The following is a 20,799-nucleotide window of genomic DNA, read 5'->3' on the forward strand; positions in this document are numbered from 1 at the left end:
TGACGCCGGGAGCGGTATCGGGATTGATGCCGCCGAGATCGAGTGAGCGGACGCCGTGATGCTTCAGTTCCTGCATCGCCTTCCACAGCACCAGCCGCATGGCACCGCTCTTGCGGCCCGACTCGTTGGCCCAACTGATCTGACCGGTGGCGCAGACGCCGTGGCGGAAGAACAGCCCGCAAGCGACCGGGGCTCGGCCGTCGAGCGCCGTCACCATCACCACACCGTCATTGCGGCTGCCGCCCTTGACCATGGCATTGCGCAGGCGGACGGCCAGCGGCCCGGTCATGGCGCGGAAGCCCTTCTCCAAAGCCTGGTCGTGCTCCTGCTTCATCAGCCAGGGCAGGTTGTCGGCCTTCCAGTCGGTGTCGAGGACAAGGCCGGCCTTCTCCGCCCCGCGCAGACGCTGGCGCCAGTCGCGGGCGAAGCCGGCGCGCATCGCCTCCTCGTTGCGGGTCAGGTCGAACCAGACCGTCCGATAGCCAGGGCCGACCTTGCGGAAGCCGCAGCGGGTGAGCAGCGCCTCATTCTCCGGCCCGGCGGGCAGCTCCGGCAACAGGTTGGCGCGCCCGAGCGGCGACCGCGGGCAGGCGCGGCGCAGCAGGCGGAACACCGCTTCCAGCGTGTCGGCATCGGGGATCGTGCCGTCCAGCCAGAGCGGACCCCGGTAGCATTGCCGGTCGTGGAAGAGCTTCAGCATGCGGCGGTCGAGCGTCTGGACCAGCCCGATCGGCTCCCCGCCGCGGCGGATCACGCCCAGGCGCGGGACATGGCCGTAGGTGCGGCCCATGGCGCGGGCATAGGCGAAGCTCTGGAGCAGGGTGGAGCGCGGGACGCGGGCGAACAGGGCGTCCCACTCGCCGACCGTTCCTTCATTCCAGGCGATGTCGATGTCCGGCATCGGGATCCCCGCTCGATCAGGGCAACAGGTCAGGCCGGCGGCAGGGCGGAGGTCGCCTCTTCCACCTGGGCGAAGGTCGGGCGGTATTCCGGTTCCAGCACGTTGCGGGCGTATTCCACCGAAATGGCGGGCGCGTAGCCGGACAGATGGGCGATCAACCCGGTCTTCATCGCCTGATAGTATTTGCCTTCGGCGTGATAGATGTTCTTGAGGCCGCTGGCGATGGGGGCGAGGAAGCCGTAGGCAACCAGAATGCCGGTGAAGGTGCCGACCAGTGCGCCGCCGATCAGCTTGCCCAGCACTTCCGGCGGTTCGGTGATCGAGCCCATGGTGTGAATCACGCCCAGCACCGCCGCCACGATGCCCAGTGCCGGCACCGCATCGGCCACCGCCTGGATGGCGTCGGCGATGCGCTGGTGTTCGTGATGCATCGTCTCGATGTCCTCGTCCATCAGGTCGACCAGTTCGTGCGGGTTGTCCGCGCCCAGCGACATCAGACGGAGATAGGTACAGAGGAAGGCGATGGCATGGTGGTCGCCGTAGAATTTCGGAAATTGCTGGAAGAGCGGTGAATCTTCCGGTTTCTCGATATGCTGTTCGAGCGCCAGCAGGCCCTTGGTCTTCGCAATCTTGAACACCTGGTACATCATGGTGAGGACCTCGAGGAAGTCCTCCTTTTTGTATTTTGGGCCTTTGAACAGGTGACCCAGCTCCTTGCCGGTGTGGGTCACCACCGATTTTGGATTGGCGATAAAGAAGGCACCGGCTGCCGAGCCAAGAATGATCATGAATTCGAACGGCATCCACAGCACGCCCATATGGCCGCCACCGAGGACGTAGCCACCGAACACGCTGAAAATCACGATGCCCAAACCGATAATCACGAACATTCGGTATTTTCCCTTCCCATACCGACCACGGGCCGCATGATGCTGCCGACCGACAGATGGCCGGACATCGGTTGAGTTTCCGTGAATCACCCGAACGGCCTACCGCCTTCGCGACAGGCCGCGCGATCCTACCGGTGCGGGCCGGTCCTGTCACGAAAGGACTGCCCATTCAGGGTTTTCAACGGGTGCGGCGTGGACGGCAGGCAAGGGAGCGGCCGGGAGAATGCTGTGGCAGGGGGTGGGGCGCCCGAGAAGGGCACAGGATGGTCACAGCCCGGGACAGCGCTGCCAAAACGCAAAGCGCTCCGGCCGCCGGGTGAGACCGGGCCGCCGGAGCACTTGCAAGGTCGGGATTGTTAACGAAGCGGAATGTTCATCTGGACGCTGACGCCCGGCTGCGGCGCCGGCGGGGCGTAGATGACGGCCGGCGGCGGCGCGTAGGACGGAGCATAAACGACGCGCGGCGGGGGCGGCGGAGCCGGAACAACGACCACAGGCGGCGGGGCGCCGTAGATGACGACCGGGCCGTCGTCATGATGGTGCTTCTTCTTGTGGTGGCCCCAGGCATGGCCGCGGCCATGTTCACCAGGGTCGGCGAGCGACGGCGTCGCCAGGGCGGCGCCGAAAACCAGCACCGCCGTGACGGCCGCCATGGCTCTGGCGGCGGCACGGGCCACCCGGCGCATCGCCGTCCGCGGCGACCGGTTGTGCTGCATGATGGCTCCGGCGTTCATCGGCCTGTTCTCCTGGAATGGGCTTGCATCGGCAACGGGAGCGGCGGTGGCCATGCCAGCGACCGCATACCCATTTCGATGGGATAGATTTTTATGCTCAGGCTGAGGCTCGGCCGGGTGGGACATTTTTCGGGCGCTGTTCGGTGGACAGGGACGGTTGCAAGGATGGCGACGATCGATCGCCGTGCATCCTTACTTATCAACTGTAGAGCCGGGGGCACCGTGACCACCCGTTCGAAGGGGGTAGACCCGAAGCGACGGGCGATCGGCCTGTCCCGTCATGATCCGATAGGTGCCGGACCTCGTATCAGGCATCGTATGTGTAAGGATGCAAAGCCCTCCAACCGCCGAGCCGCACCGATGACCGTCCGAGCCCGCCTTCGCACCGTCGCCATGGCGGCAGTCCTTTCCGTGTTGGGAACCAGCGCCATGGCCGCAAGCAACGCCGCCGCCAGCAGCGCTTACGACTTCACCTTCCAGGGCATCGACGGTCAGCCCTTGCCGCTGGCGCAGTTCAAGGGCAAGGCGGTCCTGGTGGTCAACACCGCCTCGCAATGCGGCTTCACTCCGCAATACAAGGGGCTGGAGGCGTTGTGGCAGCGCTACCGCGACCGCGGACTGGTGGTGGTCGGCGTGCCGTCGGACGATTTCGGCGGCCAGGAGCCGGGGAACGCCAGCCAGATCAAGGATTTCTGCGAGGTCAACTACCGCATCGACTTCCCGATGACCGACAAGACGGTGGTGTCGGGCGACGGCGCCCATCCTTTCTACCGCTGGGCGGCCGACGAGTTGGGCTTCCTCGCCAAGCCGCGCTGGAACTTCCACAAATATCTGGTCGGGCCGGACGGCAAGCTGGTGTCCTGGTTCTCCACCATGACCGATCCCGAGTCGGACAAGGTGCGCGAGGCGATCGAGAAGCTGCTGCCGGAGAAGGCGACAAAGTCGTAAGGGTGCGGTTGCCCCCTACTCCACCGCCTGCCGCAGGGCCGCGGCTCCGGCCCAGGGGGCCAGCGGCAGGGCGGCGGCGAGGATGCCGGCGAGCAGCAGCAGGTGCGGGCGCGGGGTCAGCCCGTTGATCGCCGCGTCGATGGCGCCGGCGCCGAAGATCAGCACCGGAATGTAAAGCGGCAGGATCAGCAGCGACAGCAGCACGCCGCCGCGCCGCGCGCCCAGGGTCAGCGCAGCCCCGATGGCGCCGATCAGGCTGAGGATCGGCGTGCCCAGAGTCAGCGTCAGCACCAGCACGCCGAACCCCTCCGCATCCATGTTCAGCAGAACGGCCAGCAGCGGTGCGGCGACGATCAGCGGCACGCCGGTGACCAGCCAATGGGCCAGCGTCTTCGCCAGAACCGCGGCCTCAAGCGGCAGGGGGGAGAGCGAGAGCAGTTCCAGCGACCCATCCTCGTAATCGGTCTGGAACAGCCGCTCCAGCGACAGCAGCGAGGCGAGCAGCGCCGCCACCCAGATCACGCCGGCAGCGATGCGGGCGAGGATGTTCGGCTCCGGCCCGACGCCGAAGGGGAACAGCACCACGCACAGCACGAAGAACATGACGGCGATGGTGGCGTCCGACCCCTGGCGCAGCGCCAGCCGCAGGTCGCGCGCGACAAGGCGCAGGAAACGGCTCATGGCGCAGCCCCTTCTTCCTCGTAGTCCTCGTCGCCGGCCTCTTCATCGTCGGCGTAGGGGGCGAACTCGTCCAGATGCAGTTCCTCGCCGCCGGGGGTGGCGATGTCGGTGTGGGTGGACAGCACCACCATGCCGCCCTGGGCGCGGTGTTCGGCGATCAGCCCCTCGAACAGGGCGATGGCGGCGCGGTCGAGCGCCACGGTCGGCTCGTCCAGCAGCCACAGCGTCGCAGGTGCAGCGAGAAGCCGCGCCAGGTTCAGCCGGCGCTTCTGCCCGGCCGACAGGTAGCGACCCGGCACCCCGGCGATGTGCGGCACACCCAGGCGGTCGAGTGCGGCCCGCGCGTTGGCGGCCGGATCGGCGGCCCCGGCCAGCGCCGCCCAGAAGGCGAGATTCTCCGCCGCCGTCAGCACCGGCTTCACCGCGTCGAGATGGCCGACATACTGCACCCGCGACCGGTGACCGTCGGGATCCTCGGAAACCGGCACCCCATCCCAGCCCAGCGTCCCACGCAGCGGCTTCAGCAGCCCGGCCATCACCCGCAGCAGGCTGGACTTGCCGCTGCCGTTCGGGCCGAGCAGCACCAAGGCGCCGCCGGGGGCAATGCGGAACTCCAGCCCGGTGAAGACCAGACGGTCGCCACGCAGGCAGGTCAGCTCTGATCCGGCGAAGACGGGCATGGGAACGGGTCGCGCTTCCGGTTGAGGGAGGCGCTGCTATAGCACAGGGGAACGGGAAAGCCGGAGCAAGAATGCTGTCGCAGCTTCCCGCCGCCGCCCCGCCCGAAAGAACCCGCCCAAAAGAAAAGGCCACCGCGAGGGGGTTCTCGCGATGGCCTTGCGTCCGGCCGGGTCCGGCCGGTCGATACCTTGTGGAACGGCTTCCATTCGTCGCTGCGGTGGCGCTAGGGGGAACGCCGGTGCGCGACCTGCGGGGCCGGTTGCTTGAGACAAGGTCTATGGGAAGAAAATGGCAAAATTTGGATGGAGTTCGAGGAATCGGACGCCGCCCCATGACGGGCCGCATGCCTCGAAGCGCTGCACTTCCATGCGTTTGCCGCAGCGCCGGGTGCCGGGATTGTCACGGCTAAAGGCCGGGCACTTGTTCTGAATCAACGCTTTGCCCGCCATCCTGCCGCATCGTCGCGCCAATCTGCCCCGATCGAAGGGGGAGCGCCGCAGTCATCCGGGCTCCCACCGAACACGGCGGCGGTTTGCCCAAATGTGTTCAGGAAGCGAGTTGCGCCATGTCGGCTTTCGCAGACATCCTCCAGGCCATGCCGCCGATCGCGCGGGTGGTGCTCATGCTCGGTCTCGTGTCGGCGGCGGGCGTGGCGCTCGGCCATATCAAGATCCGCGGGGTCGGGCTCGGCATCGGCGGGGTGCTGTTCTCCGGCATCGCCGGCGGACATATCGCCAAGCAGGCGGGCATCGCCTTCAACCCGGAGATGATGGACTTCATCCGCGATTTCGGCCTGATCCTGTTCGTCTACACCATCGGCATCCAGGTCGGCCCCGGCTTTTTCGCGGCGCTGCGCCGCAGCGGGCTGGCGCTGAACGGGCTGGCGCTGCTGATGGTGGGCTCCAGCATCCTGCTGACCGCGGCGCTCGTGTCGTCGGGGGCGCTGTCGCTGGGCTCCTCGCTCGGCGTGTTCGCCGGCGCGGTGACCAACGCACCGGCGCTCGCCGCCACCCAGCAGGTGCTGACGGAGGTCGGGGCCGATGCGGCGGTGATGGCCCTGCCCGGCCTTGCCTTCGCCGTCACCTACCCCTTCGGCATCGCCGGCAACCTGCTGGCGATGGCCGCCGTCCGCATCCTGTTCCGCATCGACCCGGAGGCCGAGGCCGCCCGCTTCGAGGAATGCCGCCGCGCCGAGGTGTCGACTCTGGAGACCATGGACCTGACCGTGCGCAACCCGGAGCTTGCGGGCCGGCCGCTCGGCTCCATCGACGCGCTGTGCGACCATGGCGTGGTCGCCTCCCGCCTGCTGCGCGACGGCACGCTGTGCGTCCCCCACAACAACACCTGCCTGACGCTGGGCGACGTGCTGCATGTGGTCGGGCCGCGGCCGAAGCTGGAACAGGTGCGGAGCCTGCTGGGACAGGAGTTCGACCGGCCGCTGACCACCAAGGGCACTGACCTGAAATGGGAGCGCATCGTCGTCACCAACAATGGCGTGCTGGGCAAGTCGATCGCGGCGCTGAACCTGCAGGACGCCCATGACGTGGTGGTCAGCCGCGTCAACCGGTCGGGCGTGGAGCTGGTGCCGACCCCGGCGCTGAAGCTGCAATTCGGCGACATCCTGACGGTGATCGGCCGGCCGGACAGCCTCGCCGCCGTCGGCCGGGTCTTCGGCAACTCCGCCCGCAAGCTGCAGCAGGTGGAGATGATCCCGATGTTCCTGGGCATCGCGCTGGGCGCGGCGCTGGGCGCCATCCCGATCTTCCTGCCGGGCATGCCGGCGCCGCTGCGCCTCGGCCTTGCCGGCGGGCCGCTGATCGTCGCGCTGATCCTGGGCCGCGTCGGCCATGTCGGGCCGCTGGTGTGGTTCATGCCGCCGGCCGCCAATCTGGCGCTGCGCGAGATCGGCATCATCCTGTTCCTCGCCGTTCTGGGCATCGCCTCGGGCGACCGTTTCGTCGCCACGCTGGCCAGCGGCGCCGGCTGGCCCTGGATGATGTGGGGCGTGCTGGTGACGCTGGTGCCGCTGATGCTGACCGGGCTGGTCGCACGCGGGCTGATGAAGCTGAATTTCCTGACCATCTGCGGCGTGCTTGCCGGGTCGCAGACCAACCCGCCGGGGCTGGCCTATGCCAACGCGCTGGTCGCGTCGGAGGCGCCGGCGCTGGCCTACGCCACCGTCTATCCGCTGGCGATGTGCCTGCGTATCCTGGGGCCGCAGATTCTGGTACTTTTGTTGTGGTGACGCACTGTTTTCGGACACAAGCGGCTTAACGTGCATTTGATGTGAAATCTGCGTTGCGAAACGCGCATGCCCCGGTCTAGCCTGTGCCGCAATGGTCATACCGACGCCATGGCCGGCCGCCTCGGCCCGCCGCGTCGGCGCGACCGTCACCCGCCACCCGAACCAGCCGGTTTTTCGCGCATGCACCGTCACCCGCCAGTCAGCGAGTCCGCTCCCGCCGCCGTCGTCGTGGAGGATCTGCACAAGCGGTTCGGCGAGCTGGAGGTGCTGAAGGGCGTCTCGCTGACCGCCCGCGAGGGCGACGTCATCACGCTGATCGGCTCGTCGGGCTCGGGCAAGAGCACGCTGCTGCGCTGCATCAACATGCTGGAGATCCCGGACGACGGACGGGTCGTCATCGGCGGCGAGGCCATCGCGCTGAAGAAGACGCGCGGCGGCGCCAGCGTCCCCGCCGACACCCGTCAGGTGGAGCGCATCCGCACCAGCCTCGGCATGGTGTTCCAGAGCTTCAACCTCTGGACCCACATGACCATCCTGCAGAATGTGATCGAGGCGCCGGTGCATGTGCTGGGCGTGCCGAAGGCGGAAGCCGTCGACCGCGCCCGCATGCTGCTGGACAAGGTCGGCATCCTGGCCAAGGCCGACGCCTATCCGGTTCAGCTGTCGGGCGGCCAGCAGCAGCGCGCCGCCATCGCCCGCGCGCTCGCCATGCAGCCCAAGGTCATGCTGTTCGACGAGCCGACCTCGGCGCTCGACCCCGAACTGGTCGGCGAGGTTCTGCGCGTCATCCGCCAGTTGGCGGACGAAGGCAACACGATGATCCTGGTAACGCACGAGATGGGCTTCGCCCGCGAAGTGGCGTCCAAGGTGGTTTTCCTGCACCAGGGGCGGATCGAGGAGGAGGGGTCACCCGACAAGGTGCTGACCGACCCCGACTCGGACCGGGTGCGGCAGTTCCTCTCGCGCCATCTGTCCGGCGCGGCGTGAGGGGACGAGGCAGAGGGCAGGACCGGACCGTCAGAAACAGCCCGGCCCCGGCAGGGGCCAGAGAACGGGCGAACCGAACAGAGGAGTGTGTTCGTTGAAGAAGATCGTTTCGGCCCTGGCGCTCGGCGCCATGATGGCCGTCGCCGCCGCCGGCGCCGCCGGCGCCAAGGAATGGAAGACGGTCCGCATCGCCAGCGAGGGCGCCTATCCTCCGTGGAACGCCACCGACACCTCGGGCAAGCTGGTCGGCTTCGAGGTCGATCTCGCCAACGACCTGTGCAAGCGCATGAAGGTGTCCTGCGAGTTCGTCGCCCAGGATTGGGACGGCATCATCCCGGCCCTGCAGCAGGGCAAGTACGACGCCATCATGTCGGCGATGACCATCACCGACGAGCGCAAGAAGGTCATCGACTTCTCGGTCCCCTACGGCACCGAGCCGTCGGTGTTCGCCGTGATGACCGATTCGCCGCTGGCCAAGTCTCTGAATCTCGGCGCCGACCGCGTCGACCTGAACGACCAGGGCAAGGCCAAGCCGGTGCTGGAGAAGCTGGCCGACGCCCTGAAGGGCAAGGCCGTCGGCGTCCAGGTGTCGACCATCCAGGCCGATTTCATGGACAAGCATCTGCCGAAGGTGACCATGCGCACCTACGACAAGATCGACAATGCCGGCATCGATCTCAGCTCCGGCCGCGTCGACGCCATGCTGGGCGACCGGTCGGTGGTCGAGGCGGTGGTGAAGGCCACGCCGGACAAGATGGTCATCGTCGGCCCGAACTTCATCGGCGGCGTGATCGGCGAGGGCATGGGCGTCGGCCTGCGCAAGGACACCGCCGACCTGAAGGCGATGTTCGACAAGGCGATCGCCGAGGCGCTGAAGGACGGCACCGTCAAGAAGCTGAGCACCCAGCATTTCGGCTACGACATCTCCCCCAAGTAAGGCGGATCTTCGGTCCGTCTGCCTGATCGGAACGGCGCCCGGTGGCCTTCGGCAACCGGGCGCCGGTCGTTCCCCCAGGTCGATACTTGTCATTGCCTGTCATCGCTTGATCTCCGTTCGCTGAACCCCGTACGGCCGGCCGACCGCGCCGCGCCCGGCGGGCCTTACCGGGCGTACCAATGCTGGAACTCCTTTCTTTCGGTCCCAACGGCTGGGGCGGACAGCTTCTGATGGGCACCGCGATGACCGTCGCGGTCGCCGTGTCGGCCTTCGCCTTCGGCATCGTCGTCGGGTCGCTCGGCGCCTCGGCCAAGCTCAGCCACTCGCTGGCGCTGAACGTCCTGGCCGACTTCTACACCACCATCGTCCGCGGCATCCCCGAACTGCTGGTGATCTATCTGCTGTTCTTCGGCGGCAGCGGGGTCGCCACCTCCATCGCCGCGGCCTTCGGCTATGACGGCCGGATCGACCTGGATGCCTTCACCATCGGCGTGCTGGCGGTCGGCCTGATCTCCGGCGCCTATTCGACCGAGGTGATCCGCGGCGCGGTGCAGTCGGTCCCCTTCGGCCAGATCGAGGCGGCGCGCGCCTGCGGCATGAGCCGCTGGCTGATCCTGCGCCGGGTGCTGGTGCCGCAGACGCTGCGCTTCGCCCTGCCCGGTCTCGGCAATGTCTGGCAGCTGACGCTGAAGGACACCGCGCTCGTGTCGGTGACGGCGCTGGCCGAACTGATGCGGGTGACCCATCTGGCGGCGGGCGCCACGCGCCAGCCCTTCCTGTTCTACGGCACCGCCGCCGTGCTCTATCTGGTGCTGACCACCATTTCGACGGCGCTGTTCAACCGCGCCGAAATCTCCGCCAATCGCGGCGTCCGGAGGGCCTGAGGCCATGAACTGGCAACTGATGTGGGACAGCCTGCCCCGCATGCTCGGCGGCCTGTCGCTGACGCTGCAGCTGATCCTGGGGTCGCTGGCGCTGGGCGCGCTGGTGGCCTTCGCCGTCGCGCTTCTGCGGCTGTCGGGCAACCGCGTGGTGGAGACGCTGGCCGCGGCCTATGTCTTCGTCTTCCGCGGCACGCCGCTGCTGGTGCAGATCTTCCTGGTCTATTACGGGCTGGGCCAGTTCGAGTTCATCCGCGACAGCTTCCTCTGGCCCTTTCTGCGCGAGCCCTACTGGTGCGCCATCCTGGCGCTGACGCTGAACACCGGCGCCTACACCAGCGAGGTCCTGCGCGGGGCCATCCTGTCGGTGCCGCAGGGGCAGGTGGAGGCGGCGCGGGCCTGCGGCATGTCGCGGGCGCTTGCCTTCCGCCGCATCGTGCTGCCGGTGGCGATCCGCCAGATGCTGCCGGCCTACGGCAACGAGGTGATCCTGATGGTCAAGGCGACCTCGCTCGCCAGCACCATCACGCTGATGGAAGTCACCGGCATCGCCCGCCGCATGATCGCCCAGACCTTCGCGGTCTTCGAGCTGTTCATCGTCGCCGGCGCGATCTATCTGGTGCTGAACTTCATCGCCACCCGCCTGATCAAGTTCGCCGAATGGCGCCTGACCCCCTATCTGCGGGCGCGGGCGTAAGTAAGGATACCGGCAACGGAAAAAGCCCTCTCCCGGTTCGGGAGAGGGCTTTTTCGTATCCGTCACTGCCCCAGCATCTCGAAACTGGGCGGGGCCGGGTCGACCACGCGGGCGCCGGTCGGGGTGATCTCCATCACCGCAAGCCCGCGTTCGACCATGCCGTCGGACCGCAGGCGGAACAGGCCGTCCAGACCTTCGAAGCCGTTCGGGTTGGTCATCGCCATGCGGTCGAACGGAACCGGGCCGCCGCTGCGGGTCAGCACCGCGGCGATGGAGGTCGCGTCATAGGCCAGCGTGGCGATGCGCGGCGGCTTGCGGCCGTAGACCTGCTCGAACTGAGACTCGAAGCGGGCGCGGGTCTGCGGCGCCGGGGCGGCGTAGAGCGCGCCGACCAGTGCCGGCTCCTGCCCCAGTGCCCCCTGCGAGCTGTCGTCCCACAGGCCGGTGCCCAGCAGCTTGACCTGCTGCGGCTGCACGCCGTTGGCGGCCAGCGCCTGGGCGATGCCCTGGGCGCGCTGCCCACCCTCGGCCAGCATCACCGCCTGCGGCTGCGGGGTTTCCTGCGCCACCTGCTTGGCCGGGACCGACAGGTCGGTGATGGCCGGGTCATAGCGCTCGACCTGCGTGGTCATGGCGCCCAGACGCGGCGCGATGGCCTGCATGGCGTTGACCACCGCGTCGCCGTAGGGGGAGCGCGGCGCCAGCACGGTGAAGCGCGTCGCTCCGCGCGACCGGGCGTAGCTGGCGACGCGGCTGACCTGATCGGCCGGAACGAAGCCCATCACATAGGTGCCGTTGCCGGCCTGGGCGGCGTCGTTGGTGAAGGCCAGCACGTCGATGCCGGCATTCTGCGCAATCGGGCGCACCGCGGCGACATCGGCGGCGAACAGCGGGCCGATGATCAGACGCGCGCCCTCGGCCAGCGCCTGGCGTGCCGCGTCGGCGGCGCCGTTCGGCGTGCCCTTGGTGTCGCGCGGCAACAGCTGCAACTGGTCGCCGGCCATGTCGAACAGCGCCATCTGGGCGGCGTCCAGCATGGACTGGCCGATGGCCGCGCTCTGGCCGCTGAGCGGCACCAGCACCGCCACCTTGACCGGGCCTTGCGTCTCCGGCAGGGGAGCCACCGGGGCGGGAGCCGGTTGCGGCGCTTGTGCCACCCGCGGCGGCGCGCTTAAAGTCGAACAGGCCGACAACAGGCCGGCGACCAGCAAGGCTGCCACGCCGTGACGTTTCAGACCCTGTGAGAAAGCTGTTGCCAAGCGTGCCACCAATCGTCTCCACATCTGCTGAAACGGCCGCCGGAACCGAAGGCGAGACCCAAGGCATGGTCCCAGCCATGAATCCGGGTGACTCGGCCGAAAGTGGCGCTCAAGGTAGCCCCCTCGCCGCGCCAAGTAAACTCGCGGGCGGACTCCATGTCGTGGCTACCCCCATCGGAAACGCCGCGGACATCACGCTGCGCGCGCTCGACACGCTGAAGCGGGCCGACGCCATCGCCTGCGAGGACACGCGCGTCACCGCAAAGCTGATGGGCATCCACGGCATCCACACCCCCTTTGTCTCCTACCACGAACACAACGCCGCAAAGATGCGTCCGGTCCTGATCGAACGCATGAAAAAGGGCGAGGCCATCGCGCTGGTCACCGATGCCGGCACGCCGCTGGTCTCCGATCCCGGCTACAAGCTGGTGCGGGACTGCGTGGCGGAAGGCGTGGCGGTGACCACCCTGCCCGGCGCCTCGGCCCCGCTGGTGGCGCTGGTGCTGTCCGGCCTGCCGACCGACCGCTTCCTGTTCGCCGGCTTCCTGCCGAACAAGAGCAGCGCGCGCCGCGCCACCGCCGGCGAGCTGAAGGGCGTACCCGCGACGCTTGTCTTCTTCGAATCGCCGCAGCGCCTGCCGGAGTCGCTGGCCGACCTCGCCGACATCCTGGGCCCGCGCGAGGCCGCCGTCGCCCGCGAACTGACCAAGCTGTACGAGGAGGTCCGCCGCGGCACCCTGCCGGATCTCGCCGCCCATTATGCCGAGGCCGGCCCGCCCCGCGGCGAGGTCGTGCTGGTCATCGGCCCGCCGGGAGAGGAGGCGACGCCGGGCGAGGCCGACGTGGACGCCCTGCTGCGCGAGGCGCTGACCCGCCTGTCGGTGCGCGACGCCGCCGCCGACGTCGCCGCCCGCACCGGCCAGCATAAGCGCACCGTCTACGCCCGCGCGCTCGAGCTGCAGCGGGAGGAGAAGGCGAAATGACCGACCTGGATGCGCGGCGCCTGCGTGCCGAAAGCCTGGGCCGCCGGGCGGAGGCGCTGTGCCGCCTGTCGCTGCGGCTGCGCGGCTACCGCATCCTGGCCAGCCGCCTGCGCACGCCGATGGGCGAGATCGACATCGTGGCGAAGCGCGGAAAGACCATCGCCATCGTCGAGGTGAAGGCCCGCGGCGACTGGGACACCGCCAACGAGGCGCTGAACGCCCGCCAGCGCGGCCGGCTGGCCCGTGCCGCCCATGCCTTCCTCGGCGCCAACCCGCGCTATGCCGGCTATGTCTTGCGCTTCGACGTGATGCTGGTTACCCCTTGGGCCTGGCCCCGTCATCTGGTCGATGCCTGGAGACTGTGAGGGGACGATTTTGAAGGGGCGACAGTCTTGAGCAACCGCGCGGAAGCCCGCGAAATCCTGCGCCGGATCGGCGACCAGCCGGACGACGAGATCGATCTGGCCGAAGCCGCCCTGGCGCTGGGCGCGCTGGAGCTGCCGAACGCCGACCTCGCCCCCTATCGCGCCCATATCCGCGCCATCGTCGAAGATCTGGCCGCCCGCGTCGCGGCACAGGATGCCGCCGACGACAGGCTGGAGACGCGCATCGCGCATCTGCATGCGGTGATCGGTGGGCGTCACGGCTATGCCGGCGACCACGACACCTACGACGACCTGCAGAACGCCAACCTGCTGCGGGTGATCGACCGCCGGCGCGGCCTGCCGGTGGCGCTCGGCATCCTCTATATGCATGCCGCCCGCTCGCAGGGCTGGCCAATGGTGGGGCTGAATTTCCCCGGCCATTTCCTGGTCCGCATCGAGAAGGACGGGGCGCGCGCCATCATCGACCCCTTCAACGAGGGGCAGACCCGCAGCGTCGTCGACCTGCGCGACCTGCTGAAGGCCACCGCCGGCAGTGCCGCCGAGCTGGAGCCCGGCCATTACCAGCCGGTGTCGAACCGCGACGTGCTGCTGCGCCTGCAGAACAACATCAAGCTGCGCCACCTGTCGGCCCACGAGGTGCCGAAGGCGCTGGAGGTGCTGGAGGCGATGCGCCTGTTCGCCCCGCACGAGCCGTCGCTGTGGCGCGAGACCGGCCTTCTGGAGGCCCATGCCGGCAACCTGAAGGACGCCATCACCGCGCTGGAGACCTTCATGGCGCTGACCGGCGACGACCATCACCGCCACCAGACCGCCTCGCTGATCCAGCAGTTGAAGAACCGCCTGAACTGACCCCGTTCGCAGAGGTCCGGAGACCCATCATGAGCCTCGCCGTCGCCTTCCAGATGGACCCCATCGAGTCGATCAACATCGACACCGATTCCAGCTTCATGATGGCGCTGGAAGCGCAGAAGCGCGGCCATCGCCTGTACCACTACCACCCGCGCGACCTGATCCTGACCGGCAACCGCCTGACCGCCCGCGTGCGCGAGATGACGGTGGTACGCCAGCGCGGCGCTCACTACACGCTGGGCGAGCCGGTGGTGACCGACCTGTCGACGATGGACGTCATCCTGCTGCGGCAGGACCCGCCCTTCGACATGGCCTACATCACCTCCACCCATCTGCTGGAGCATGTGCAGCCCAAGGTTCTGGTGGTCAATGACCCGGCCGAGGTCCGCAACGCGCCGGAAAAGCTGTTCATCACCAAGTTCCCCGACCTGATGCCGCCGACGCTGATCACCAGCGACAAGCAGGCCATTCTGGAGTTCCGGGCGGAACACAAGGACATCATCGTCAAGCCGCTGTTCGGCAACGGCGGCGCCGGCGTCTTCCACCTGAAGCCGGATGACGAGAATCTCGGCTCCCTGCTGGAGCTGTTCACCCAGCTCTACCGCGAGCCGGTGATCGTGCAGAAGTACCTGCCGGAAATCCGCCAGGGCGACAAGCGCATCATCCTGGTCGACGGCGAGCCGGTGGGCGCGGTCAGCCGCATGCCGCTGGAGGGCGAGGCCCGCGCCAACTTCCACGCCGGCGGCAGCGCCCAAAAGACCGAGCTGACCGCGCGCGAGCGCGAGATGTGCGCCGCCATCGGCCCGGTGCTGCGCGAGAAGGGTCTGGTCTTCGTCGGCATCGACGTGATCGGCGACTACATGACGGAGATCAACGTCACCTCCCCCACCGGCATCCAGGAGATCAACCGCCTGAATGGCGTGCAGCTGGAAGCCCTGCTGTGGGATGCCATCGAGCGTCGCCGCGCGGAGAAGTAAGGATATGGCCCGCGGGAGCGTGGCGAGGGTTTGTGCAATTCTTTCGGGAAGCCGAGGCTCGCATACCCTTGCAGGGCATGGGGGTTGATATTACCTTGAACCGTGGGAGCGGCGAGCTCGTATCTCGCCGCTCCCTGGTCCAGCGTAACCGCGGAGGATATCAAGCACGCGCTTGATGATCTCCAGGATCGGGACCAGAAGGGCAAGGATCTCTTTCATCCTTCTTCTCCTTCTCGTGTGGCGGGGGCGGCGGGTCCGGCCCCGCCCAACCACACGAACGCGGCGGTAGCACACAAGCGCATTCAATACAACCGACGCCACCCGGCCGCGACGATCCGCGCGGACGGCCGTGATGAGCGCGCCGCGCCTTGACCGGCGGACTTCGGGGGGCGATAACTGCCGCCTCCCAGAGTTTTCGAGCGAGACCACCCGTGAACCGCATTTTCTCCGGCATGCAGCCGACCCGGCAGCTTCACCTCGGCAACTATCTGGGGGCGCTGCGCAACTGGGTGGAACTGCAGAACAGCTACGAGTGCATCTTCTGCGTCGTCGACCTGCACGCGCTGACGATCGACCAGGACCCGGACGTCCTGCGCAACAACATCCGCGAGGTCGCCGCGGCCTACATCGCCGCCGGCATCGACCCGGACAAGAACATCCTGTTCAATCAGTCGGTGGTCTCCGGCCATGCCGAGCTGAGCTGGATCCTGTCCTGCCACACGCCGCTGGGCTGGCTGAACCGCATGACGCAGTTCAAGGAAAAGGCCGGCAAGCAGAAGGACATGGCCAATCTGGGCCTGTACGCCTACCCCACCCTGATGGCCGCCGACATCCTGCTCTACAAGGCGACCCATGTGCCGGTGGGCGAGGACCAGAAGCAGCATCTGGAACTGGCGCGCGACATCGCCGGCGCCTTCAACCGCCGCTATGAGACCGAGTTCTTCCCGCTACCCGAGCCGCAGATCCTGGGCGAGGCGACGCGGGTGATGAGCCTGCGCGACGGCAAGAAGAAGATGTCGAAGTCGGACGAGTCCGAATATTCGCGCATCAACATGACCGACGACGCCGACACCATCGCGCAGAAGATCCGCAAGGCAAAGACCGACCCGGAACCCCTGCCGGAGACGGTGACCGAGCTGGAGGCCCGCCCTGAGGCCGACAACCTCGTCACCATCTATGGTGCGCTGGCCGGCCAGTCGCGCGAGCAGGTGCTGGCGCAGTTCGCGGGCGCCCAGTTCTCCGACTTCAAGAAGTCGCTGGTCGACCTGTCGGTGGACAAGCTGGCGCCGATCACCACCCGCATGAAGGAGTTGCTGGCCGACAAGGCGGAGATCGACCGGCTGCTGAAGAAGGGCGGCGAGCGCGCCGCCGCCATCGCGGAGAAGAACCTGAACGACGTCAAGGACATCATCGGCCTGCTGCGGCCGTAAGGAAGTGACTGTAAGGATGCCTGCCCCGTGACGGCTCCCATCCTGCTCACCGGCTTCGCGCCGTTCGGGAACCTCCCGGACGGCGAGCCGGCTCCCGATTCAGACCATCCCTGGACGGCCGATCCGACCGCCCTGCTGATGGACCGGCTGGCGGGGGAGCCGGGGGTCGTCACCGCCACTCTGCCCCCTCTCTATGACGCCTGTGGTGAGGCCTTCGCCGAGCTGCTGGCAGAACACCGGCCGCTGGCGGCACTCGGCTTCGCCTACCTCGAGTCGAGCGATTACATCCGGCTGGAGCGTCTGGCCTGGAACCGCGACGAAAGCCCGCTGCCCGATGCCGCCGGCATGGTGCGGGAACATGCCGACATCGTGCCCGACGGGCCGACCGCCTATGGCAGCACCCTGCCGGTGCCGCGGGTGATGCGGGAGTTGTCGATGGCCGGGCTGCCGGTGACATTCGGCGATTTCTCCGGCGGCTTCCTCGGCAACCATCTGTTCTACCGGGCGCGCCACATCATCGAGAGCGCCGACCTGGATATCCCCTACGGCTTCTTCCACATGCCGCCGCTGCCCGAACGAGCCAAGGAGCTGCGGCGGTTCGGCGGTCTGGCGCTGGAGCGGCAGGAGCTGGCGGTGCGCACGCTGGTGGGGATGCTGCGCACGGCGCTGAACGGGGTCGCTTAGCTACAAAGATCAGGGCTGCGAAAATCAGGCCGTCCTGGCGGGGCGGCGCTGTTCGGGCGGGTTCACGATGGCGCGCAGCGCGTCCAGGAACTCTCGGCCCTTGTCGGTCAGGGTGACGATCTTGCGGCGGCGCTCGCGCGGGTCTTCCTGCGCCTGCACCAGATCGAGGCCGGCCTTGCCGAAGCTGTGCCAGCGGCTGAGCGCCGCGACGTTGCGCGACGCGGAGGATTGGGCGATGCCCAGGCGTTCCGCCAGTTCGCCGATGGAAATGCCTTCGCTCTGCGCGATGGTCATGAAACTCAGCGCATACTGGATGGGCAGGTCGGGGTCGAGCTTGCGGAACGCCTCAAGCACCTGGACGACGGTAAGGACCTCGTCATGACGAACGCGGGCCGGCATTCAGCAGGTCTCCGCGGCGCCGCGCGCTATGCAGCGCGGGAGGGTGGTCCCCAACGGGCCGGTGTGTAGATGATGTTCAGGCGTCCAAGCCATAGGATGACTTCCCCGTTCTCACGCCGCAGGTCGAAGGACCCGGCCGGCGATGCCCAGCGGGCGTGTTCAACGAAGAGACGATGACCGCAAAAACCCAGAAAGACACACATGGGATCCTCTCGATATCCGGAATTCACGTTCGAAGGGTGCGGGAAGAAGACGGGCCGGTTGGGCATGATTGGCGGCCATATGAGCGGCGGTGATGGCCGGACCGCCCGATCGGCGGGTCCAGGCGGTGGTTACGATGGCTTTCATCGATACTCTCCAGGGGTTGAATGATGCCGGCGTGAGAGGCCGGCGGATCCGGTATCGCCGGTCAGCGATACGGTTGCAAGGTCAAAAATGTCCGCGCGTCCGATAGGTTCCGATCGCGGATGTGAAAAGGCGGAAGACGGCAGGCAAGCTGAGGTTCTTCTCCATCCGCCGCCTCCCCGTCCGCCAATCCGATGTCGCGCCGCAGGTGGTCGCACAATCGGCCCGGTCCGGAGGATGCTCCGGAATCGAGCCAGCGGCTCCGCATCGCCGTCCACAAGGTCGGCATGATCTGCTCCTGAGAAAGAGAGGCTCCGCCGGTTGGGCCTCTGGTGCCGAAATAATTCCGCGCCCGGATGTGTTCCGTCAACCCGTCCGTCCGGCAACGGCGTGATCTTTGCCGCACGCTTGTTGCAGATCAGCATCACTTGCCGTCCGTTTTGCCGTCGCCTGGGTTGGAGCCGGGCGCCTCTGGACAAGCGAAGGACGCTCGGTCAAACACAAAGCCGCCGCCCAAAGCCGTCTGCGGTACTCCATCCATCAGGGTCAGGTCGTCCGTCCGTGTCCATTCTCCCCTCTCCCGTATGGCCGAAAGCGGTGCGCTCCGCCCGCAAGCTGCGGGCTGCGCTCGCGGCGGCTGCCATGGTGATGGGCGCGCTGTGGGCCCTACCCACGGCGGCGGAGGCGCGCTTCACCCCTGGCCCCTGCTGGTTCACCGTTCCCGACGGCGAAGCGGCGCTGTGTGGGACGGTGGCGGTGCCTGAACGGCGCGACCGCGCCAACAGCCGCAGCCTGCGCCTGCCGGTCGCCGTGCTGCTCAGCACCGCGCGCCAGCCCGACCCGGACCCGGTGCTGTTTCTGGAGGGTGGTCCCGGCGCCTCCCCCTTCGGCACCGGCGAGGCGACGGAAGAGCGGATGGAGGTCTGGTGGGAGCTGTCGGCCCCCTTCCGCCGCACCCGCAACCTGATCCTGTTCGATCCGCGCGGCGTCGGCCGGGCGGAGCCGGATACCGATTGCCCGGAGTTGGACGCCGTCGGCGCCACCCGCGGCACCCGGCCGCAGACGCGCGAACAGCGGGCGGTGGAGGAACGGGCGGCAATCGGCGCCTGCGTCGCGCGGCTGGAGGCGGCCGGGCTGGACACCACCCAGTTCTCCACCCCCGTCGCAGCGGAGGATGCCCTGGACATCGCCACCGCGTTGGGCGCCCAACGGGTGAATCTGTTCGCGGTGTCCTACGGCACGCGCGTCGGGCTGGAGATCCTGCGGCGGCAGGGTGGCCGCGTCCGCACCGCCGTGTTCGACAGCATTTATCCGCCCGACGTCAACGCGCAGGAGGAGATGGCCGGGCTGGCCCAGCGTGCCTACCGCCGGCTGTTCGACGACTGCGCCGCCAACCGGAACTGCCGCTCCGCCTTTCCCGACCTGGAGAAGCGCTTCCTCTCCCTGGTCGAACGGCTGGACCGCAACCCCGTCGACATCGTCGTCGGCGATCATGAAACGCGCCGTGCCCTGCGGCTGACCGGCGGAGCGATCATCGCCGCCGGACTGGAGGCGATGGCGGTCAGCGAAGCGGTACCGGCATTGCCGATCATGCTCGACCGCGCCGTCCGCGGCCAATACGCCACGCTGGCCGAGTGGGCACCGACCAACTGGCTGGGCGATCCGGAGGTCGCCGACGGGCTGGCCTTTTCCGTCGAATGCCGCGAGTCGGTCAACACCGCCGACCCGCAGAAGCGCGCCGACAACGCCCGCCGCTATGCCCCCTACGGGCTCGTCGCCGCCGACGATCCGGGCCGGCGCGTCTGCCGTCTCTGGCCCGCCGGCCACCAGGAGCCGGCCGAGCGCCTGCCGGTCGCCAGCCCGGTGCCGGTCCTGCTGCTGTCCGGCGCCTACGATCCCGTCACCCCGCCGGACTGGGGCGACCGTGCCGCCGCCACCCTGCCGAAGAGCCGCCATCTGGTCTTCCGCGCCGCCAGTCACATCGTGACCTCCAGCGAGGACTGCGCCATGGCCGCCGCCGTGACCTTCGTGGAACAGGAGTCGGTGCCGGCGACCGTCTGTCCAGGGGCGGGCAAGCCCCCGGTATTCGAGGGGCCGTGATTTTATAAAAAGCAGCTATATTGAATATGAAGCAACAAATATATCCACGAAAATGTAGAAATTTTTAGCTGACGCGCAGAGATTTTAGAATGATCAAGTTAGACCGTATTTGCGAGCACACATTTTTTTCCCTGATCGACGAAAATTCCATTGTGCTCGATTTCGGATGCAACGAAGGAGAATTCGCGCACACCGTCATCGAGCGGTATGGCTGCAAGGTCTTTTCAGCCGAGCCTGTCCCCGATTGTGCCCAACAGATCGCCCGACATCCCAGGCTGACGCTTCAGCAGGTTGCGATTTCCGGCGCATCGGGCAGCCTGGACATCCATGTCTATCCGAACCGCTGTGCGAGCGGCTTCAACCGTTCTCCTGGAGAGCAGGCGATTCGGACCATCCGCGCCGAAGCCATGACCCTGGCGGAGTTCCGGCGCCGCTCCGGCATCGGCCGCGTCGCTCTGTTGAAGATCGACATCGAGGGTGCCGAATTGGACATGTTCGCGGCCGCTGCGGACGAGGAGTTTTCGGACATCGATCAGATCACCATCGAATTCCACGACTTCCTCTATCCCGAAACGCGGCCGGCGGTGGAGGCGGTGAAGCGGCGGATGCGGTCGCTGGGATTTCATATGTTGCCATTCTCCCTGGACAACACCGACGTCCTCTTCGTCAATCGCCGGGCCGCGGTGAGCTGGCAGAACCGACTGTGGGCCGGCACCGTGGTGAAATATGGCCGCGGGCTCGAACGGCGGCTGCGGCAGATGATCGGCCGACCCGCTCCGGCGTAGTGCTGACGAACGCAACCGAT

At 67.7% G+C, this 20,799-nt stretch carries 21 protein-coding genes (1 of these 21 running past the window's edge); 14 read left to right on the forward strand and 7 right to left on the reverse strand.

From position 1 onward, the window contains the following. The 3 genes from B9N97_RS25740 to B9N97_RS25750 all read right to left on the reverse strand — a co-directional run. Positions 1–901, reverse strand: partial view of a lipid II:glycine glycyltransferase FemX gene (locus B9N97_RS25740; protein ID WP_085090487.1) — the 5' portion only. It extends 59 nt beyond the left edge of the window; the window shows 901 of its 960 coding nt (coding positions 1–901); the start codon lies at positions 899–901; its stop codon lies off the left edge, out of view. A 29-nt stretch (positions 902–930) separates the two neighbouring features. Then, the gene (gene motA, locus B9N97_RS25745; protein ID WP_085090488.1) at positions 931–1,791 is read right to left on the reverse strand and encodes a flagellar motor stator protein MotA; all 861 of its coding nucleotides are present in this window, start codon (positions 1,789–1,791) and stop codon (positions 931–933) included. Between the two features lie 356 nt (positions 1,792–2,147). Then, the gene (locus B9N97_RS25750) at positions 2,148–2,525 is read right to left on the reverse strand and encodes a hypothetical protein (protein WP_208621250.1); all 378 of its coding nucleotides are present in this window, start codon (positions 2,523–2,525) and stop codon (positions 2,148–2,150) included. 360 nt (positions 2,526–2,885) lie between these two features. On the opposite strand from B9N97_RS25750, the gene B9N97_RS25755 reads away from it, so the two are divergent. After that, positions 2,886–3,473 (forward strand): glutathione peroxidase, encoded by a 588-nt coding sequence (locus tag B9N97_RS25755; RefSeq protein ID WP_085090489.1) that lies wholly within the window; start codon positions 2,886–2,888, stop codon positions 3,471–3,473. 15 nt (positions 3,474–3,488) lie between these two features. Here B9N97_RS25755 and ccmB read toward each other — a convergent pair whose 3' ends face one another. Beyond that, positions 3,489–4,154: a heme exporter protein CcmB gene (ccmB, locus tag B9N97_RS25760; RefSeq protein WP_085090490.1), complete on the reverse strand. Its 666-nt coding sequence runs from the start codon at positions 4,152–4,154 to the stop codon at positions 3,489–3,491. Then, positions 4,151–4,834: a heme ABC exporter ATP-binding protein CcmA gene (gene ccmA, locus B9N97_RS25765; protein ID WP_085090491.1), complete on the reverse strand. Its 684-nt coding sequence runs from the start codon at positions 4,832–4,834 to the stop codon at positions 4,151–4,153. The genes ccmB and ccmA overlap by 4 nt, the downstream gene beginning before the upstream one ends. Before the next feature lie 566 nt (positions 4,835–5,400). Between ccmA and B9N97_RS25770 the strand changes: the two genes are divergently transcribed. The 5 genes from B9N97_RS25770 to B9N97_RS25790 all read left to right on the forward strand — a co-directional run bounded on the left by B9N97_RS25770 (position 5,401) and on the right by B9N97_RS25790 (position 10,582). Beyond that, positions 5,401–7,080, forward strand: coding sequence for a putative transporter (locus B9N97_RS25770; RefSeq protein WP_244560898.1), 1,680 nt, complete (start codon positions 5,401–5,403; stop codon positions 7,078–7,080). Between the two features lie 180 nt (positions 7,081–7,260). Continuing rightward, on the forward strand, positions 7,261–8,067 hold the full coding sequence (locus B9N97_RS25775) for an ABC transporter ATP-binding protein (protein WP_085090492.1): 807 nt from the start codon (positions 7,261–7,263) through the stop codon (positions 8,065–8,067). An 85-nt stretch (positions 8,068–8,152) separates the two neighbouring features. Further along, positions 8,153–9,004: a lysine/arginine/ornithine ABC transporter substrate-binding protein gene (locus tag B9N97_RS25780; protein ID WP_244560899.1), complete on the forward strand. Its 852-nt coding sequence runs from the start codon at positions 8,153–8,155 to the stop codon at positions 9,002–9,004. A gap of 179 nt (positions 9,005–9,183) precedes the next feature. Next, positions 9,184–9,888, forward strand: a complete 705-nt coding sequence (locus tag B9N97_RS25785; protein WP_085090494.1) for an ABC transporter permease — start codon at positions 9,184–9,186, stop codon at positions 9,886–9,888. A gap of 4 nt (positions 9,889–9,892) precedes the next feature. Beyond that, complete coding sequence (locus tag B9N97_RS25790) at positions 9,893–10,582, forward strand: ABC transporter permease (RefSeq protein ID WP_085090495.1); 690 nt, start codon at positions 9,893–9,895, stop codon at positions 10,580–10,582. Between the two features lie 62 nt (positions 10,583–10,644). Here B9N97_RS25790 and B9N97_RS25795 read toward each other — a convergent pair whose 3' ends face one another. After that, complete coding sequence (locus tag B9N97_RS25795; protein WP_244560900.1) at positions 10,645–11,802, reverse strand: penicillin-binding protein activator; 1,158 nt, start codon at positions 11,800–11,802, stop codon at positions 10,645–10,647. A gap of 41 nt (positions 11,803–11,843) precedes the next feature. On the opposite strand from B9N97_RS25795, the gene rsmI reads away from it, so the two are divergent. From rsmI to B9N97_RS25825, 6 genes are all read left to right on the forward strand, one after another. Then, positions 11,844–12,824, forward strand: a complete 981-nt coding sequence (gene rsmI, locus B9N97_RS25800; protein ID WP_085090764.1) for a 16S rRNA (cytidine(1402)-2'-O)-methyltransferase — start codon at positions 11,844–11,846, stop codon at positions 12,822–12,824. After that, on the forward strand, positions 12,821–13,189 hold the full coding sequence (locus B9N97_RS25805; RefSeq protein ID WP_085090497.1) for a YraN family protein: 369 nt from the start codon (positions 12,821–12,823) through the stop codon (positions 13,187–13,189). The genes rsmI and B9N97_RS25805 overlap by 4 nt, the downstream gene beginning before the upstream one ends. A gap of 27 nt (positions 13,190–13,216) precedes the next feature. Further along, positions 13,217–14,059, forward strand: a complete 843-nt coding sequence (locus B9N97_RS25810; protein ID WP_085090498.1) for a SirB1 family protein — start codon at positions 13,217–13,219, stop codon at positions 14,057–14,059. A gap of 29 nt (positions 14,060–14,088) precedes the next feature. Beyond that, positions 14,089–15,036: a glutathione synthase gene (gshB, locus tag B9N97_RS25815; RefSeq protein WP_085090499.1), complete on the forward strand. Its 948-nt coding sequence runs from the start codon at positions 14,089–14,091 to the stop codon at positions 15,034–15,036. 431 nt (positions 15,037–15,467) lie between these two features. After that, entirely contained in the window at positions 15,468–16,466 is a 999-nt protein-coding gene (gene trpS / locus B9N97_RS25820) for a tryptophan--tRNA ligase (RefSeq protein ID WP_085090500.1), read from the forward strand. 27 nt (positions 16,467–16,493) lie between these two features. Then, positions 16,494–17,150 carry a pyroglutamyl-peptidase I gene (locus B9N97_RS25825; RefSeq protein ID WP_085090501.1) on the forward strand — a complete coding sequence of 219 codons (657 nt, stop codon included), beginning with the start codon at positions 16,494–16,496 and terminating at the stop codon, positions 17,148–17,150. Between the two features lie 24 nt (positions 17,151–17,174). Here the strand turns inward: B9N97_RS25825 and B9N97_RS25830 are convergent, their stop codons facing one another. Continuing rightward, positions 17,175–17,549, reverse strand: coding sequence for a MarR family winged helix-turn-helix transcriptional regulator (locus B9N97_RS25830; RefSeq protein ID WP_085090502.1), 375 nt, complete (start codon positions 17,547–17,549; stop codon positions 17,175–17,177). Positions 17,550–18,455: 906 nt separating this feature from the next. On the opposite strand from B9N97_RS25830, the gene B9N97_RS25835 reads away from it, so the two are divergent. Next, positions 18,456–19,994, forward strand: coding sequence for an alpha/beta fold hydrolase (locus B9N97_RS25835; RefSeq protein ID WP_244560901.1), 1,539 nt, complete (start codon positions 18,456–18,458; stop codon positions 19,992–19,994). 89 nt (positions 19,995–20,083) lie between these two features. Continuing rightward, positions 20,084–20,779 carry an FkbM family methyltransferase gene (locus tag B9N97_RS25840; protein ID WP_085090503.1) on the forward strand — a complete coding sequence of 232 codons (696 nt, stop codon included), beginning with the start codon at positions 20,084–20,086 and terminating at the stop codon, positions 20,777–20,779. Positions 20,780–20,799: the final 20 nt, after the last annotated feature.

This window comes from Azospirillum oryzae (genome assembly GCF_900177515.1).
Lineage (GTDB): Bacteria > Pseudomonadota > Alphaproteobacteria > Azospirillales > Azospirillaceae > Azospirillum > Azospirillum oryzae_A.

Bases quoted from the DNA above. Each gene is read 5' to 3' on its own strand.
- motA (WP_085090488.1), bottom strand. From the start codon at position 1,791: ATGTTCGTGATTATCGGTTTGGGCATCGTGATTTTCAGCGTGTTCGGT.
- B9N97_RS25750 (WP_208621250.1), bottom strand. From the start codon at position 2,525: ATGAACGCCGGAGCCATCATGCAGCACAACCGGTCGCCGCGGACGGCG.
- B9N97_RS25755 (WP_085090489.1), top strand. From the start codon at position 2,886: ATGACCGTCCGAGCCCGCCTTCGCACCGTCGCCATGGCGGCAGTCCTT.
- ccmB (WP_085090490.1), bottom strand. From the start codon at position 4,154: ATGAGCCGTTTCCTGCGCCTTGTCGCGCGCGACCTGCGGCTGGCGCTG.
- ccmA (WP_085090491.1), bottom strand. From the start codon at position 4,834: ATGCCCGTCTTCGCCGGATCAGAGCTGACCTGCCTGCGTGGCGACCGT.
- B9N97_RS25770 (WP_244560898.1), top strand. From the start codon at position 5,401: ATGTCGGCTTTCGCAGACATCCTCCAGGCCATGCCGCCGATCGCGCGG.
- B9N97_RS25775 (WP_085090492.1), top strand. From the start codon at position 7,261: ATGCACCGTCACCCGCCAGTCAGCGAGTCCGCTCCCGCCGCCGTCGTC.
- B9N97_RS25785 (WP_085090494.1), top strand. From the start codon at position 9,184: ATGCTGGAACTCCTTTCTTTCGGTCCCAACGGCTGGGGCGGACAGCTT.
- B9N97_RS25790 (WP_085090495.1), top strand. From the start codon at position 9,893: ATGAACTGGCAACTGATGTGGGACAGCCTGCCCCGCATGCTCGGCGGC.
- B9N97_RS25805 (WP_085090497.1), top strand. From the start codon at position 12,821: ATGACCGACCTGGATGCGCGGCGCCTGCGTGCCGAAAGCCTGGGCCGC.
- gshB (WP_085090499.1), top strand. From the start codon at position 14,089: ATGAGCCTCGCCGTCGCCTTCCAGATGGACCCCATCGAGTCGATCAAC.
- B9N97_RS25830 (WP_085090502.1), bottom strand. From the start codon at position 17,549: ATGCCGGCCCGCGTTCGTCATGACGAGGTCCTTACCGTCGTCCAGGTG.
- B9N97_RS25840 (WP_085090503.1), top strand. From the start codon at position 20,084: ATGATCAAGTTAGACCGTATTTGCGAGCACACATTTTTTTCCCTGATC.